Annotated in this window: 16 protein-coding genes; 7 read left to right on the plus strand and 9 right to left on the minus strand. The window is 44.1% G+C overall.

All coding sequences use genetic code 11. The features are described from left to right. Nucleotides 1–57: 57 nt before the first annotated feature. The 7 genes from hisF to hisG form a co-directional block, all read right to left on the minus strand. Nucleotides 58–813 (minus strand): imidazole glycerol phosphate synthase subunit HisF, encoded by a 756-nt coding sequence (gene hisF, locus WAE59_RS10745; protein WP_337855960.1) that lies wholly within the window; start codon nucleotides 811–813, stop codon nucleotides 58–60. Nucleotides 814–817: 4 nt separating this feature from the next. After that, nucleotides 818–1,567, minus strand: a complete 750-nt coding sequence (gene hisA, locus WAE59_RS10750) for a 1-(5-phosphoribosyl)-5-[(5-phosphoribosylamino)methylideneamino]imidazole-4-carboxamide isomerase (RefSeq protein WP_337855961.1) — start codon at nucleotides 1,565–1,567, stop codon at nucleotides 818–820. A gap of 1 nt (nucleotide 1,568) precedes the next feature. After that, nucleotides 1,569–2,162 (minus strand): imidazole glycerol phosphate synthase subunit HisH, encoded by a 594-nt coding sequence (gene hisH / locus WAE59_RS10755; protein WP_337855962.1) that lies wholly within the window; start codon nucleotides 2,160–2,162, stop codon nucleotides 1,569–1,571. Between the two features lie 16 nt (nucleotides 2,163–2,178). Next, nucleotides 2,179–3,312 (minus strand): bifunctional histidinol-phosphatase/imidazoleglycerol-phosphate dehydratase HisB, encoded by a 1,134-nt coding sequence (gene hisB, locus WAE59_RS10760; protein ID WP_337855963.1) that lies wholly within the window; start codon nucleotides 3,310–3,312, stop codon nucleotides 2,179–2,181. Further along, complete coding sequence (gene hisC, locus WAE59_RS10765; RefSeq protein WP_337855964.1) at nucleotides 3,313–4,371, minus strand: histidinol-phosphate transaminase; 1,059 nt, start codon at nucleotides 4,369–4,371, stop codon at nucleotides 3,313–3,315. It abuts the gene before it with no gap. Nucleotides 4,372–4,572: 201 nt separating this feature from the next. Beyond that, nucleotides 4,573–5,856, minus strand: coding sequence for a histidinol dehydrogenase (gene hisD, locus WAE59_RS10770; RefSeq protein ID WP_337855965.1), 1,284 nt, complete (start codon nucleotides 5,854–5,856; stop codon nucleotides 4,573–4,575). Nucleotides 5,857–5,992: 136 nt separating this feature from the next. After that, on the minus strand, nucleotides 5,993–6,844 hold the full coding sequence (gene hisG / locus WAE59_RS10775) for an ATP phosphoribosyltransferase (RefSeq protein WP_337855966.1): 852 nt from the start codon (nucleotides 6,842–6,844) through the stop codon (nucleotides 5,993–5,995). 461 nt (nucleotides 6,845–7,305) lie between these two features. Here hisG and WAE59_RS10780 point away from each other — a divergent pair, with 461 nt between their 5' ends. Further along, nucleotides 7,306–8,124 (plus strand): energy transducer TonB, encoded by an 819-nt coding sequence (locus WAE59_RS10780; RefSeq protein WP_337855967.1) that lies wholly within the window; start codon nucleotides 7,306–7,308, stop codon nucleotides 8,122–8,124. Nucleotides 8,125–8,127: 3 nt separating this feature from the next. On the opposite strand, the gene WAE59_RS10785 is transcribed toward WAE59_RS10780, so the two are convergent. Then, nucleotides 8,128–8,937 carry a hypothetical protein gene (locus WAE59_RS10785; RefSeq protein ID WP_337855968.1) on the minus strand — a complete coding sequence of 270 codons (810 nt, stop codon included), beginning with the start codon at nucleotides 8,935–8,937 and terminating at the stop codon, nucleotides 8,128–8,130. Nucleotides 8,938–9,305: 368 nt separating this feature from the next. Between WAE59_RS10785 and WAE59_RS10790 the strand changes: the two genes are divergently transcribed. The 5 genes from WAE59_RS10790 to WAE59_RS10810 all read left to right on the plus strand — a co-directional run bounded on the left by WAE59_RS10790 (nucleotide 9,306) and on the right by WAE59_RS10810 (nucleotide 12,287). After that, nucleotides 9,306–9,710, plus strand: coding sequence for a hypothetical protein (locus WAE59_RS10790; RefSeq protein WP_337855969.1), 405 nt, complete (start codon nucleotides 9,306–9,308; stop codon nucleotides 9,708–9,710). Nucleotides 9,711–9,960: 250 nt separating this feature from the next. Then, a complete protein-coding gene (locus WAE59_RS10795) occupies nucleotides 9,961–10,380 on the plus strand; it encodes a hypothetical protein (protein ID WP_337855970.1) in 420 nt (139 codons plus the stop codon). A gap of 531 nt (nucleotides 10,381–10,911) precedes the next feature. Then, the gene (locus tag WAE59_RS10800; RefSeq protein ID WP_337855971.1) at nucleotides 10,912–11,289 is read left to right on the plus strand and encodes a hypothetical protein; all 378 of its coding nucleotides are present in this window, start codon (nucleotides 10,912–10,914) and stop codon (nucleotides 11,287–11,289) included. A 9-nt stretch (nucleotides 11,290–11,298) separates the two neighbouring features. Continuing rightward, on the plus strand, nucleotides 11,299–11,691 hold the full coding sequence (locus WAE59_RS10805; RefSeq protein WP_337855972.1) for a hypothetical protein: 393 nt from the start codon (nucleotides 11,299–11,301) through the stop codon (nucleotides 11,689–11,691). A gap of 146 nt (nucleotides 11,692–11,837) precedes the next feature. Then, nucleotides 11,838–12,287: a GNAT family N-acetyltransferase gene (locus WAE59_RS10810; protein WP_337855973.1), complete on the plus strand. Its 450-nt coding sequence runs from the start codon at nucleotides 11,838–11,840 to the stop codon at nucleotides 12,285–12,287. Between the two features lie 306 nt (nucleotides 12,288–12,593). On the opposite strand, the gene WAE59_RS10815 is transcribed toward WAE59_RS10810, so the two are convergent. Further along, nucleotides 12,594–13,706, minus strand: a complete 1,113-nt coding sequence (locus tag WAE59_RS10815) for an ATP-binding protein (RefSeq protein WP_337855974.1) — start codon at nucleotides 13,704–13,706, stop codon at nucleotides 12,594–12,596. 225 nt (nucleotides 13,707–13,931) lie between these two features. Between WAE59_RS10815 and WAE59_RS10820 the strand changes: the two genes are divergently transcribed. Further along, nucleotides 13,932–15,509, plus strand: coding sequence for a L,D-transpeptidase family protein (locus WAE59_RS10820; RefSeq protein WP_337855975.1), 1,578 nt, complete (start codon nucleotides 13,932–13,934; stop codon nucleotides 15,507–15,509). Nucleotides 15,510–15,513: the final 4 nt, after the last annotated feature.

Below are 15,513 nucleotides of genomic sequence, written 5' to 3' on the forward strand. Positions count from 1 at the left end.
CACTTTTCCAACGACAACTATACCTTTGCAATGACGACGCGGCCCTAGGAAACTGAACTACAACCTCACAGGCACACCCTGCCTCCGCAATTCTTCTTTCAAATACGGAATAGGAATCTCGCCAAAATGGAATACCGATGCAGCCAAAGCCGCATCTACACCCGTCTCCAAAAATACCTCTGTAAAATGTTCCACTTTCCCTGCACCGCCTGAGGCGATCACGGGAATGTTGATCGAGCCAGCCACTTTATCCAGCAAACCACAATCAAATCCGTTCTTCGTACCATCATGGTCCATGGAAGTCAGCAAAATCTCACCGGCGCCCAAACCTTCCACACGAACAATCCAGTCTTCTGTTTCCAGCTCAGTGATCAACCTGCCTCCGTTCAAATGCACCATATTGCGGCCTTCTACCAGTTTGGTATCTACTGCAAGGACCACAAACTGTACCCCAAATGCCTTTGCCAGATCTTCGATCAGCGCAGGATTGCGAACAGCTGCAGAGTTGATGGAGATCTTGTCTGCGCCGGAGTTCAATAAAGCTTCCGCATCGGCTACGGAAGTGATCCCGCCGCCTATGGTAAAAGGAATGTTCAGTTGACGGGCTACAGATTTCACCATTTCTATGGTCGTTCCCCTGCGTTCATGCGTGGCCGTAATGTCCAGAAAGACCAGCTCATCGGCACCCTGTTGCGCATATTGCCAGGCCAGTTCTACCGGATCTCCGGCATCCTTCAGGTCTACAAAGTTGACTCCCTTTACCGTCCTTCCGTCTTTCACATCCAGACAGGGAATGATTCTTTTACTCAGCATGCCCTTACAGCGAAGTCATTTGCTTCAGGTTCCATTCTTTGATCTGCTCTATGGTGATGCGGTTCTCGTAAATCGCTTTGCCCACCACTACAGAACGGATGTCCAGCTGATCCAGTTCTTCAATATCCTGCATGGAACTTACCCCACCGGAAGCAATCAGTTTAATGAACGGACTGTGCTCCAATAGTTTTTTATACAGGTCAATCGCCGCGCCGCCAAGTTTACCATCTTTGTTGATGTCGGTACACAGGAAGCGGAAAAAGCCCAGTTGCAGGCATTTGTCCACATAGTCCATCAGTTTGATTGGCGAACTTTCCATCCATCCGGAGTATTTGATCACCTCATCCAATACATCGATCGCAATCACGATGCGGTTGGCATAGTCGTATTTCTTGCCCACTTCTGTGCTCAGCTCTTTCAGGAAATCCGGATTGGTGATGGCCTGTGTGCCCACGATCACCCGGTGGATCCCAGCGTCTAGGAGGCTGGTCACCTGCTCAATGGTACGGATTCCGCCACCATATTGCACACGCATGTCGGTTTTCTTGATGATGTCAAACAGTGCGGCCTGGTTACTGAAATCACCTTTAGCGCCGTTCAAATCAATAATATGTATGAATTCTGTACCGTTAGACCTATAAGTTTCGATCATTTCGGCGATGGAAACATCGTATACCGTTTTCTGGTCGTAGTCGCCTTCTCTCAGGCGAACCACTTTTCCATCTAGAATGTCAATTGCTGGAATTATGTACATTTTACTGTTTTAAGTTTGAAAAATTCTTTAATAAACGTTCGCCGGCGGCACCGGATTTTTCCGGATGAAATTGCACGCCATAGAAATTATCCTTTTGCACCCCCGCAGAGAAGGGCAGACCGTACTCCGCAGTTGCGATGTCAAAAATAGGGTTATATTCAATAAAGTACGAATGCACGAAGTAAAATTGTGCCCCATTTTCAACACCTTCAAATAATAAATTGTTTTTGTGGCTGATATTATTCCATCCCATGTGCGGGATTTTAACTCCCTGAGCCTTATCGAATAAGCGGGTTTTGACGGGTACGATGCCAATCATCTCCGCATCGCCTTCTTCAGAATGCTCCGTGAGGAGCTGCATACCCACACAAATGCCTAGTACCGGTTTCTTCAGTGCCTTGATCGGCCCTACCAATCCGGTCTGCTCCAGCTTGTCCATCGCCGCCCCGGCATGGCCCACCCCGGGAATGATGATGTGGGTGTAATTGTCCAGGTCGGCTTCGGTGTTCACCATCCCATAAGGCAGTTTCAACCTGTCCAGCGCTGAAGTCAGCGAGAAGATGTTGCCTGCACCGTAGTTTACAATTCCTATCATGATTATGTTCTTATTACTACAAGACTCCCTTGGTACTCGGTAAGACTAACTTTTCCGCATCCCGTTTAATCGCCATTTTAATCGCTTTGGCAAAAGCTTTAAAAATCGCCTCTATCTTGTGGTGCTCATTGTCGCCTTCTGCTTTGATGTTCAGGTTACACTTCGCCGCATCGGTAAAGGACTTGAAGAAATGGTAAAACATTTCCGTTGGCATGTCGCCCACCTTTTCGCGCTTAAACTCCGCATCCCAGACAATCCAGGCCCTGCCGCCAAAGTCAATGGCCGCCTGCGCCAGGCAATCGTCCATCGGCAGGCAGAAGCCATACCTTTCCAGTCCCAGTTTATTGCCAATCGCTTTGGCAAAAGCTTCACCTAATGCAATACCTGTATCTTCAATGGTATGGTGCTCATCGATGTGCAGGTCCCCATCCGTTTTTATGGTCAGGTCGATGCTGCCATGACGGGCGATCTGGTCCAGCATGTGGTCAAAGAAATTCAGTCCCGTATGGATGTCGGCCTTTCCCGTACCATCCAGATCGATCTTAATCGCAATCTTCGTCTCATTGGTATTGCGCTCATGTGAGATCACACGGGTTCCGGCTTTCAGCATCGTATAAATGTCTACCCAGTCTGAAGTCTGCAGGGCGATGTAATCTCCCAGAACTTCCGCTTTTTCCATTTGTTCATTGGCCCCCAGCAGGTCATTGTTGCGCAACCAGATGGCTTTTGCGCCCAGGTTTTTGGCCAGGATCACATCGTTCAGGCGGTCGCCAATCACATAAGAATTGGCCAGGTCATAACCTTCGTTGAAGAAATGCTGCAGCAGTCCCGTGTTTGGTTTACGCGTGACCGCATTCTCATGGGCAAAGGTCTTGTCGATGATCACTTCATTGAAGCGTACACCTTCACCTTCAAAAGTGCTCATGATAAAATTGTGCACCGGCCAGAAGTTTTCCTCCGGATGGGAGTCGGTGCCAAGTCCATCCTGATTGGTCACCATCACCAAGGCATAATCCAGTTCAGCCGCAATCCTCGAGAGGTAATACAGAGCCTTCGGATAAAACTCCAGTTTCGCAAAAGAGTCGATTTGTTCATCCGCGGGTTCCTTGATCAGCGTACCGTCACGGTCTATAAAAAGTACTTTCTTCATTTATCTATTTTTAAGCGCCGCTACGAGCGTTTTGTTTTCTTCCGGGGTTCCGATCGTGATGCGCAGACATCCTTCGCAGAGCGTTACCTTAGAGCGGTCCCTGACGATGATGCCTTGCTCCACCAATTCGTTATACACTGCATTCGCATTTTCAATCTCTACCAGGATGAAATTCGCATCCGAAGGGTATACCTTTTTAACGCTTTCCAGTTCCGCAAGATCGGCACTCAGCTGCTCCCTTTCTGCTACCGTCACCTTGATCCAGTCGTTCACCTGTGCGATGTTCCTCAAAGCTTCCAGAGCGATGTCCTGTGTAGCCTGATTGATGTTGTACGGCGGCTTCACTTTATTGAAGATGTCGATCACCGGACGGGCGGCAAATGCCATACCCAGGCGCAATGCGGCAAGGCCCCATGCTTTGGAAAAAGTCTGCAGGATCACCAGGTTCGGATACTCCGTCAGCTCCTGGATAAAAGTGCGCTGTTTGGCGTAGTTGATGTAGGCCTCATCGATCACCACCAGCCCTTTGAAATTGGCCAGTACGGTTTCGATATCGGTGCGGACAATCGAGTTGCCGGTAGGGTTGTTGGGAGAGCAGATGAAGATCAGTTTGGTGTTCGCATCGATTGCTTCGGCGATACCATCCAGGTCCAGCTGGAAGTTCGGGAGGAGGTTCACTTTGCGGACTTCCACATTGTTGATTCCCGCCGAAACTTCATACATCCCATAGGTAGGAGGGAGGATGATCACGTTGTCTTTTCCGGGCTCACAAAAGGCACGATAGAGGAGGTCAATCGCCTCATCACTGCCATTGCCCAGGAAGGTGTTTTCAATGGGTACTCCTTTGATCTTACTGATCGCATCTTTGAGGTCCAGTTGCAGTGGATCAGGGTAGCGGTTATAGCTTCTGGTCATGCCATCCTGCTCAGCAAGCGGCGAGCCGAAACTGTTCTCATTTGCATCCAGAAATACGCTGGCCTGCCCTTTATATTCATCCCTTGCCGTAGAGTACGGTTTCAGGTTTTTGATGTTTTCTCGTTGTAAATTATTAATATCCATTTTGTACTTCTAATTGAGTTTGTTCTCATCATCCTGAGTCTCGCTTTCGTCATCTTGAGTTAAGCTTTCGTCATCTTGAGTTAAGCTTTCGTCATCCTGAGTTTAGCTCAGGATCTCGTTTAAGCCGGTTTAATCATGTGCGGGATCCTGAGCTAAACTCAGGATGACGACCGCACTTGCCGCATTAGGATGACTCTGCATCTATTTTAGCCGTATACTGATCGCGTTCTTGTGCGCATCCAGTCCTTCCGCTGCCGCAAGGACCTCTACTGTGCCGCCTATGTTCTTCAATCCCTTGGGACTAATGTGCTGGAAGGTGATCTTCTTCACAAAAGAATCAAGTGATACCCCCGAATAGGCTTTGGCAAAGCCACTTGTTGGCAATGTATGGTTCGTTCCCGAAGCATAATCTCCCGCGCTTTCCGGCGTCAGGTTGCCCAAAAATACGGAACCTGCATTGGTTATCAATGGAATAAGTGATTCGAATCGCTCAGTAGCCAGGATCAGGTGTTCCGGTGCATAAACATTACTGAAAGCCATCGCCTGTTGCAGGTCATCTACCAATACGGCATAGGAATTTTCAATGGCCAGGGCCGTTACCGCTTTCCTGGGCAGTGCTTCAATTTGCAGTTGAACTTCTTTCATTACTTTAGCTATGATTTCATTTGAGGTGGCAACTAAAATCGCCTGAGAATCAGCTCCGTGTTCTGCTTGCGCCAGGAGGTCCGAAGCCACATATGACGGAATGGCAGTGTCGTCTGCAATCACCAAAACCTCAGAAGGGCCCGCCGGCATGTCGATCGCAGTACCTGCTGCCGACTGTACCAATTGCTTCGCCTGGGTCACATAACGGTTGCCCGGACCGAAGATCTTGTAGACCTGTGGCACCGTCTCCGTACCATAAGCCATGGCTGCTACGGCCTGCGCACCACCCATCAGAAAGATGCGTTCGATGCCCAGTTTCAGGGCGCTGTAAGCCACGTAGCAATTCGTCTTGCCGTCCTGCTGGGGCGGTGAACAAACCACGATCTCTTTACAGCCTGCAAGCACTGCAGGGATGCCCAGCATCAGGAAGGTACTTGGCAATACAGCCGAGCCTCCGGGGATGTACAGGCCTACCTTTTCAATGGCTCTGCTTTCGCGCCAGCATACCACACCCTCCATGGTTTCCACTTTAGGCTCCATATGAGCCTGTGTAGCGTGAAAAGTCCGGATGTTCTGATATGCAGTATCAATCGCTGCTTTTGCTTCAGCAGGGATCGTCGCAGCGATGCCTTCGATTTCTGCCTTGCCGATGAATAACTGTTGCAGTTCCACCTTGTCGAAAGCCTTTGCGTAATCGAGCAAAGCCTGGTCGCCATCAGTTTTCACTTTGGCCACGATCTCCTTTACCCGCTCCAGGATGCTATTGTCGTCTTCCAGTTGTCTCAAACAGATTTGTTCAATCTGATCTTGAGATAAATTGTTATAACTGTAGAATTTCAATGTGTTATGTTTTTAGTTTAACTATTGGTTAATGAGATTTTGTGGTTTTTGCGTCATTGCGAGGAGGAACGACGAAGCAATCACAGCTGAGTTTGCTTTGCGTTGCTCGCAATGAAGTAGGCATTGCAACCAAATCCTAGGCGATGATTTTCTCGATTGGCATCACCACAATTCCTTCTGCACCGGCAGCTTTCAGGCTGTTGATTTTCTCCCAGAAATCGTACTCGGCTATGACAGAGTGAACCGCTACCCAGTCCTCATCGAACAAAGGAACTACCGTCGGACTCTTTACCCCTGGCAGTAAATCGACGATCTTTTGGAGGTTGGTTTTGGCAACGTTCAACACTACATATTTGGTCTCTTTGGCGCGCAGTACCGAGCGGATCCGCTGCAGCAATTCTTGTACTTCAGGCAAGAGTTCAGAGCCTTCTTTTCCGATCAGTACCGCTTCCGATTTCATCACTTCCGAGAAAGGTTTCAGGCCATTACTTTTGAGTGTTCCGCCGGTAGAAACGATGTCGCAGATCGCGTCGCTCAGACCCAGTCCCGGACCTATTTCTACAGAGCCGGAGATGGTCCTCACCTCGGCATTTACGTTCTGGTCTTTCAGGTATTTTTCCAGGATGACAGGGTAGGAAGTTGCGATGGCTTTACCTTCCAGTTGCGCCACTTCTGTGATCTGACTTTCGTTGGGAATGGCAATTTTTAGGGTACATTTTCCAAAGCCCAGTTTCTGCAGGTAGGTCACATCTGCCGCCGTTTCTACGATGACATTTTCACCTACGATACCGAGGTCGGCAATACCATCCTGAACATATTCAGGGATATCATCATCCCGCAGGAAAAGGATTTCCAGAGGAAAATTAGTGACTGTTGATATTAATGAGCTTTTGTAGTTTTCGAATGATAAACCACAATTTTTAAGGATCTCTACTGATTTTTCGTTTAATCTACCCGATTTTTGGATAGCAATTTTGAGTGTTTTCACTGATGCTGGTTTGATATTGTTGGATACTGAACAAGGAAATAAGGTCGGAAACAAGTTTTGAAGTACAAAACATTACATATACATCGCCAATTGGCGATGGTGCAAATGTAAGTGATGGTTCAAAGTTGTTTTCATTTATTATTTAAGTTCCTTATCAACAATGACTAGCATGCTGAGGCGATGCAAATATATAGAATGCAAATGCAAATCCAAATTAAATTGGGTTTAAATTGAAAAAGCCTCTGAGCCAGTAGTTTAATACATTCAGGCATACTGACGAAGCTGTAGGAAAGCACCCCAATATCTAAAAACTAAAAATTTAGTTAGTTATTCTTGCATAACTAATATTTTAGTTATACGTTTGTTTATGCTTGAATCTGGTGTGGAGTGAATGGGGAGTTTGAAATTCAAGCCTTTGATGCTGATGTAATTAACCCTTTTCAAAAATTAAACTCAATCAGATGCTGGGAAAGAAAATCGACTTATTGAAAAAAGACTGGCTGGACGTGGTCTTTGCCGGAAAGAACAAAGACTATGGTGCTTATGATTTGCGCCAAAGGAGTGCTTCCAATATGGCCAAATCTTTGCTGATCGCCTCCACGGCTTTTGTACTCCTGTTCCTTTCGCCTAAAATTGCGTCCTTCTTTAAAGCGGAGGAACCGATGGTAGAAGAGGTAAAGCAGGTTGAAGTGATTGTACAGCCACCGCCACCAGTGAACCCGGAAACTCCGCCGCCACCTCCTGTGGAGCCGCCGCCGCCGAAGCAGGATCAGGTGAAGTTTCCACCGCCCATCGTGAAGCCGGATGAACTGGTGCGCGATGAAGAGCCACCCACTATCGAAGACCTGAAGAAAGCCGACCCCGGACAGAAGACCATCGCCGGAGATCCGGATGCTGATATCGTGATCGCAACGGCTGCGGGAGATGGTCCCAAGCAAGCTGCCGTAGTGGAGGACACCAAAGTATACGATTTTCAGAGCCTGGAGCAGCAGCCTGTCTACCCCGGGGGTATGGAAAAGTTTTATGATTATGTAGGAAAGGCTGTCAGGTATCCCGATATGGCCACTCAAAACAACATCCAGGGTACGGTATTGGTCTCTTTTACCGTTGAAAAGGATGGAAGTCTGACGGATGTGCGCGTGGAGCGAAAACTGGGGGGAGGCACTGATGAGGAAGCCATGAGGGTATTACGGGCCAGTAAAAAGTGGATCCCCGGGATTCAAAACGGAAAGCGCGTGCGGGTACGATACACCATACCCATCGGCTTTAAGTTGCAATGATGGCTAAAACTTGTTTTTAATCTCGAGCTTGAATTTCATATCCTGGCTCCATTTTTTCGTAATGTCTGGGTTAGTATTCCCTTCGGCCATGAAAGCAGCGAGGATCATGACCGGGTTCATGGTTTTGCTGTTTAAAGACAGTTCGCCAGAGAGGGTGGTTTTGTAAAATTCAAGGGAGATGACCGCTATACACAGGCAGCCAGGCTGGACTTCAAAATCAAAATGGGCAGATAAATCGACTCCGCTAAGCTCAGCCTTCGAAATCTTGATTGACTGTACCGGGCTGAGCGTCATTTTTTTATGTTGGAGGTCATGAAAGCCAAACCCGACGTGAACATAACAACCCTTTGCTGTTTTGGGAAACTGGATAGCGTCAGTTTTATAAATATCCGGGAGGTTTACGCTCAATATATTTCCCTGCAGGCTCAGGTCCGGATCAGTCAATAGATGGTTGATCACTAGAGAATTAGCATTGAATTCAAAGCCGTCCAGTTTATTGAAGCTATTGTGGCTGGGGGCGTAGGCTGTTCCGCTCTCATTAATGCAGTTTCGTAGGCAATAGAGCACTTCAGTGTTTAAATCGGTAATCATAGGGCCCGGATAAAACCCATTAATAAATGGTTCAAGATTATCTCTTATAGAGCAGGCAAGGGTACTTGCCTGGCCAAAAATACCTGATGCAGTTTTTGTTCCTTCAGTTTGACTACTTGGACCGAATACTGGGTTTGATTGCACCAATTGCATTCCCCGATATTCCCGGTTGGTCACGGGACCTGCCATCCCTCTTAAATATTTTCCGTCAAATTTGGCCATAGTGTCTTAATTAATTCCTAAATCACAACTCAAGTCTGTTTAAATGAAAGCAAAACAAATATAATATGAAAACAGAAATAGTCCAAGTTTTTCTAGTAAAACTTGGACTCAACCTGGACTCATCTTGGATTCATCTTGGATTCATTAAGTATTTTGATAGTAATTTATCTTTATTGTTAATATGGATTTTGTGTTAAAATTGAGCTGCTGGGGAGGCTAGATTTCTTGAAAGAGTAGAAAGCAGGATTAGGTTTGGAAAAATTTGGAGCGCATTATAAAGATTATGTACATTTCCGGAAGACGGCTTAAATCAAAGAGCGCCTTAAATGTTTAGTGATTAACCTATTTGGGTTCATGATTTTTAATAAATGAATAAGATAATAGACTTAAATAAAATCTTGGAAATATATCCTCAATGGGATCCATCAAATGTTGCGTTTATTAAGAGTATAAAATGGTTTGATAAAAATATTTTAATGGAGGTATATTGCCAGTCTAGAAAGGACAGACATAACTGGCCTGACCTATTCAGTAATTTCTTTGAATTAAAATTTCGTTTTGATAGCGTTTCCAATTTTTCTCTAAATTTCGGAACCTCACAATTGCAGCAAGTTACAGGATTTGATATATGGGATATTTCAGGTAGCGGTCTTGAAAAGATTAACTTTAAGATTCAAGATTATGAAAATGGAATAATAGAGTTTGGTTGTGAGCGTATTGTATTAATAGATGTTCTTGGCAAGGTGGGTTTGAGAGATGATGATTTGGTTTAAGACAATATATTTATTACCATAAACGACGGTCTTCTTTTTGAGAAAATGCTTGTTCCTATGAGCCTCCAAAGGATCCAAAAGTTATGATTGATAGAATACTAAAATTTTATGTGGTATAAGGATCACAATTAATTATGAGAAAATTGATTATGCTATTTATATAGAACTGACACGTTAAAAAAGTATGGCATCAACCGTGTTCTTACAAATAAAATGTATAAAAGAATTATTTTGAGTAAGGATAAATTAAATGAAATTCAAATACAAAATCAAAAAGTCGCTCAAAATTGACCCCAAAGTTTTAGAAGAAAAGATAAATACATATCTATTAAATAACCATTATAGAATAGTCGAGAGGGCTCCAGGGTATATAATTTTTATGGAAGACGAATTTAGTAACAGGAGACAATCAAGATCAGATTTTCACAACAGAATAGGGGAAGGTAAATTTATATTTACCGAGAAAACTGATGATGGAATATACTTAGAGTTAATTTATTTGACATCACTTTCGTATTACATTGTTACAGTGATGCTAGTTACAACATTCGGAGTTTATACCAATAATATTATTATGCCGATTGTTATTTCACTGGCATTAACGACACCAATACTATATAAAATTATTAAAGTAAATGAACGTGTGTTCAAGGAAATATTGGAGTGTTGATTTAATATGTATGTTAGATAGGTAACCCTGAAGGCCATTTACCAGGTTATGTGGAGGTTTCGGCAATACTGTCCACCTGATTTCGGAATCCGCTGTCCAGCCATTTCGCTGCAAAATGTCCACTAATTTCAGCCAAAGTATCCACTTGACTGATTTTAAAGGCTTTGAATCATCATTTATATGGGGTCTGCATTCCTGGTCTGCTGAGCAGTTTCAGAAAGCTCAGCGTACTGAAAATAGGGTAAAATCTGGATTCTAAACACAGAGTTATAAAGAATTGAATTGGGGAGGCTACTAACGCTTATCTAAGCGCATTTATCAGGCAGAAATACCTAGCGCCAGGTCCAGGGGATCCAGAAAGCGTTGGGTGAAAATTGACTGGACACTTTGGCCCGAAAAGAGGTGGATACTATCTCCGAAATCTCCACATGGAGAACATATGAACCTAATTAATAAATAGCTGATGTGGGTCAACTAGATGATTTTAGTCTTGACAAACCCGGCTCAACTAAGCTTGTAAACTACCAGCTAATGAATAATTTCGAAACGCCAAGAGATTTTGATACACTAAAGGTCAACCTGGGAGTCACCATTGAGTTTCTGGACACCATGGAAATATCCCAGGGAGGCCCGGTCGTAGGCTCACTTTCAATTAATAGTAGGCGGCTTGTCGGCAAGTTTGGCGGACCGGCACTCGCTGACGAAACATATATATATGTTCCCATGCAGATTAGGAAATTATTTGGTACATCTTTTAGATTAACGAAAATCAATATTGAAACTTTAGAGTCTACCTTTATAGGAGAACTTCAGCGGCTAATCTGGCTTGATCGAGTTTCAGATGATAAAGTTTATTTTTACGGTACTTTTGATAAAATCAAACTATTAAGCTATCCCATACCAATGTGAGTGTAATTTATGAAAGATATCACATTTCAGATACGACAGGCTATTAATATAGAGAACACATGGTCAGTAAGTATATTTTTTGATTTCATTAATGAAATCAAAAGTCAAGGTCTAGTTCCCAACCACTGGGCAGGCGAGGAAAATTGGGCTACAGTTGATTATGAAGGAAAACTTTCGATTTACCTATGGAAGAAATATCCAATGATGTTTGTTTCCAAAGAGTTTGAGGCTCAAGTCGGTCAGTTAAAAAAGCATCAACTCTTGGAAATTGTTGTGGTTAACAGTTTTGTAGAACGGAATCTAGTAGTCACTGATCCAGATTTGGAATATTTATTTGAATACGGTGTCAACTTGAACGGGTTCTCTGTCGAGGAGTTTTGGTTTTACACAAATTCGATCTGAGGTATTTAGAGAAAGATGCTGATCAACCCAACTCGGATAAAATCGATACGGTTAAAATGTTTGAAGTCAAAAGTTCTAGATTTGACAAGTGTATCAAAAAATACATCACATATTATAATCCAGAAATATCAAGACAATAAATCACAATGGGAATCAGAATAGCAAATGATAAAGATATAGTGAAAATCGGCGATTTGTTAGCGCAATTGGGCTATCCGACTGAGCCGGTTTTTCTGCGGGAAAAAATTCTCCAATTGTTGGGAGACTCGAGCCATGTACTCGTCGTGTATGAAGAGAGGGGAGATGTGGAGTCTGTGATGTCTATACATTTCGTGCCTCAACTCGCATTGGTTGGTGATTTTGCGATCATCAGCTATTTGGCAGTAGATGCCAACTCACGTAGTAAAGGTATAGGTAAAGCCTTAGAGGAATATTGCGTTGAATTGGCTACTGAAAGAAATTGTGACCGTATACAGGTGCATTGTAATATCAGGAGAACGGATGCCCACCGGTTTTATGAAAGGCAAGGCTATACTGAATCAAGAAAATATTTTAGTAAAAAGCTAGAAAGACACCTTTCCTCTATAGAGACATAAACCCATCCTCCAATCAATCCTAAGATCGAAAAATGATTTCTTCCGTAAAAACGCTGACGCTGTCGATTCTGCTATTTTTATCCACTACTTTAATGATGAGCACATTTTATGGAGTTCATGATGGACTTACCAGAATTGGATTTCCAATTGTTTTTCTGCAAGACACGAGCGGTAAATGCTTTGATTGTGATTTAATCAAATGGTTCAGGTTGAGTTATCTTTTAGTAGATTTAGCATTCTTTTTCCTTCTTACGACGGTATTGATAAAACTTTACCGCCTTTGGAAAAGGCGATTTAGTTAATTTATCAAAAAAGTTCCACTGGATTCATACCTAAGAAATCCTCGACACTTAAGCCGCTCTTGCCGATGATCAATACCTTGTCGGGATTGAATTTCTTTTGGAATTCACTTAAGCCGGAATTGCTTTGATCGGCTCCGCTTTTCACTTCCAGTCCGATGACTTTACCTCTACGCTCCAGCACAAAATCAACTTCATCATTGCGTTCGCGCCAGTAATAAACTTTAAAGCCCTCACTTAGTCCTGAATTGAGCAGATGTGCACCGACAGCTGATTCTACTATTCTGCCCCATTCTTTGGGATCGTTTTTGATGTTTTCAAAGAGATCATTGCTTTGTGCACTGATCAAGGCTGTGTTGTGTACCTGGAATTTCGGACTGGATGCACGTTTCCTTACTACATCCGCTGCATATTTATCAATGCCACCCAATAGCCCCGCGGTATCCATTAACTCCAGATAGTGGGAGAGTGTCACCGTATTTCCGGCATCCTGGAGCTGGCCTAATATTTTGGTGAAGGAGAGGATCTGTCCGGAATACAGACAGCCGAGTTCAAACAGCCTGCGCATCAATGCAGGTTTGTCAATTCGGGTCAGCATCAGGATGTCCTTTGAGATACTCGTTTCGATCAGGGAATTGTTGATGTAGTTCTTCCACCGTTCTTCATCGCTGATCAAATCTCCGGAGCCTGGATACCCACCAAACCAAATGTATTGGTCCAGTGTCCAGTTGAAGGCAGTGCTCATCTCCTGGTATGACCAATGCGGCATATAAGTGGCTTCAAAACGCCCTGCAAGTGATTCGGTAAGTCCTTTTTGAATCAATAATCTGGAAGAACCGAGCAAGATGACCTTCAATTTGCGGTTTTCCCGGGTATCAGTATCCCAAAGGAGTTTCACCATTTCACTCCAGTTATGAATTTTTTGGATCTCGTCAATGACTAGAAGAAATTCAGTACGCTGGTGGATCTGCATCTGTTGCCTTGCAGTTTCCCATTGCTGGGCCAACCACGAAGTATCGGAAGAAGGCACTGCATCTGCAGATACGAAATAGGTTTCCATGTCGATCTGCTCGGAAAGTTGGTTCACCAAAGTGGTTTTTCCTACTTGTCGTGGTCCCATAACCACTTGAATGAATCTTCTTTGTTCTTTGATTCGTGCTGTAAGTTTCTTTAAATAAGGTCTTTGGAACATAAATTACAAATTACTCAGTGTACTGAGTAAAATTACTCATTATACTGAGTAATTTGTAATTCGATCTTTTTTTATTTTTTCAGGATGCTGGCATCGTATTCGCAGTACTGGGTTTAATTGGTTAAATTTGCCAGCTATTATAGGTTTACCGTCTTGAAAAAAACACTGCTATTTATTATTCCGCTCTTGATGTTGCTGGCTTCTTGTAACTGGTTTAGGGAAACCCCTGAAATCGGTCTGGTGCTGTCTGAACATTTTAACGATAAGCGCTACAAGAAATTTGATACTGCTGAATATAATCTGGTATTCCAAAAACACATGGATAGCCTGGTGGGTAAATTCACCAATCCTAAGACCCTAAAGGCGTTTTATAAAAGTAAGGAACTGCAACCGGTATTGGTGACGCAATTTTTTGCCAATGGCGGACTGGAGGCCCTGGTTGCTTATACGGGCAGGAGCAGGGATCATGGTTTTAATCCTAAATTGTTCCGCCATGCGGAACTAAAGGAGCTGTTGGCAGATTTATCTGCTAATAAATTCAAGGATATGCAGGACGTTTATCCGGTTATTGCAGATCTGGAACTCAATGCTGCGGAGGCCTTAATTAAGTACAGCAATTTCCTGACCTATGGTGTGCTGAACCCTAAGAAAGTTTTCAGTCGTTACTACGTACAGGTGAAACGTCCGGACAGTCTGAGCGTAACTGAAGTCCTGGCGACCAAAGACCTGCAGTTTTTACTCGCTGATATTCAGCCAAAATCCGATACCTACCGCAGACTGCAGCAAAAATATCTGGTCTTACAGCAGGACTCGGGGGCAAATAACCCTACTGCGAAAACCCTGCTGGCCAATATGGAACGCCTGCGTTGGAAAATGCCGGACCTGGGAGAGGAATATATAGAAGTGAACATTCCTGATTTTACGCTCACCTGGTTCAATAAGCAGGATACCGTAACGCACATGCGGGTATGTGTGGGTGGCAAACGGGAAAAGGACTATAAAGAGAAACAAAAGCTGTTCGCTGCTTCAGGTAACCTCGACGATAAACCCAAGAACCATGAGACGCCGATCCTGCTGAGCAAGTTCAATTCCATACAGGTAAACCCAATCTGGAATATACCGGTAAGTATCGCCCGGAGCGAGATCTACTGGATGGCCAGGAAAGATCCTTACTATCTGTCCAACAACAACATCAAAGTCTATTATAAAGGAAAGCTGATCAATGATCCGGATACCATCCAGTGGAATAAATATCCAAGGGAGAAATTGCCTTTCCAGTTCAAGCAAGGCTCTGGTAATGACAATGCATTGGGCAAGTTCAAGTTCGTCTTTGAAAATGGTTCCAGCATTTACCTGCACGATACCAATTACAAAAATGGCTTTAAGCTAAGTAACCGGGCGATTAGTCATGGTTGTGTGCGTGTAGAGCGTCCGCTGGAATTCGCAGAACACCTGGTGAAGGACAAATACCAGTACGATGACCTGAGGATGGAGGTAAACCTGCCACCTGTAGATACGACCCGCATGACGGTGTACAAGAAAAAGCTAGAGAAAAAGGCCGATACCGTAAATGTCTTTGAGCTGAAACCAAAATGGTTTGGTGTCAGGAAGCCGCTCCCGATCCTCATCAACTACGTGACGGCATGGTCTGACCATGGAAAAATAGTATTTCGCCCGGATGTGTATGGTTTAGACGAAACTTTATGGGATGCAATGAGGAAATTCCTTTAAAAGT

The organism is Pedobacter sp. GR22-6, assembly GCF_037402555.1.
Classification (GTDB): domain Bacteria; phylum Bacteroidota; class Bacteroidia; order Sphingobacteriales; family Sphingobacteriaceae; genus Pedobacter.

Bases quoted from the DNA above. Each gene is read 5' to 3' on its own strand.
- hisF (WP_337855960.1), bottom strand. From the start codon at position 813: ATGCTGAGTAAAAGAATCATTCCCTGTCTGGATGTGAAAGACGGAAGG.
- hisA (WP_337855961.1), bottom strand. From the start codon at position 1,567: ATGTACATAATTCCAGCAATTGACATTCTAGATGGAAAAGTGGTTCGC.
- hisH (WP_337855962.1), bottom strand. From the start codon at position 2,162: ATGATAGGAATTGTAAACTACGGTGCAGGCAACATCTTCTCGCTGACT.
- hisB (WP_337855963.1), bottom strand. From the start codon at position 3,312: ATGAAGAAAGTACTTTTTATAGACCGTGACGGTACGCTGATCAAGGAA.
- hisC (WP_337855964.1), bottom strand. From the start codon at position 4,371: ATGGATATTAATAATTTACAACGAGAAAACATCAAAAACCTGAAACCG.
- WAE59_RS10780 (WP_337855967.1), top strand. From the start codon at position 7,306: ATGCTGGGAAAGAAAATCGACTTATTGAAAAAAGACTGGCTGGACGTG.
- WAE59_RS10785 (WP_337855968.1), bottom strand. From the start codon at position 8,937: ATGGCCAAATTTGACGGAAAATATTTAAGAGGGATGGCAGGTCCCGTG.
- WAE59_RS10790 (WP_337855969.1), top strand. From the start codon at position 9,306: ATGAATAAGATAATAGACTTAAATAAAATCTTGGAAATATATCCTCAA.
- WAE59_RS10795 (WP_337855970.1), top strand. From the start codon at position 9,961: ATGAAATTCAAATACAAAATCAAAAAGTCGCTCAAAATTGACCCCAAA.
- WAE59_RS10800 (WP_337855971.1), top strand. From the start codon at position 10,912: ATGAATAATTTCGAAACGCCAAGAGATTTTGATACACTAAAGGTCAAC.
- WAE59_RS10805 (WP_337855972.1), top strand. From the start codon at position 11,299: ATGAAAGATATCACATTTCAGATACGACAGGCTATTAATATAGAGAAC.
- WAE59_RS10810 (WP_337855973.1), top strand. From the start codon at position 11,838: ATGGGAATCAGAATAGCAAATGATAAAGATATAGTGAAAATCGGCGAT.
- WAE59_RS10815 (WP_337855974.1), bottom strand. From the start codon at position 13,706: ATGGGACCACGACAAGTAGGAAAAACCACTTTGGTGAACCAACTTTCC.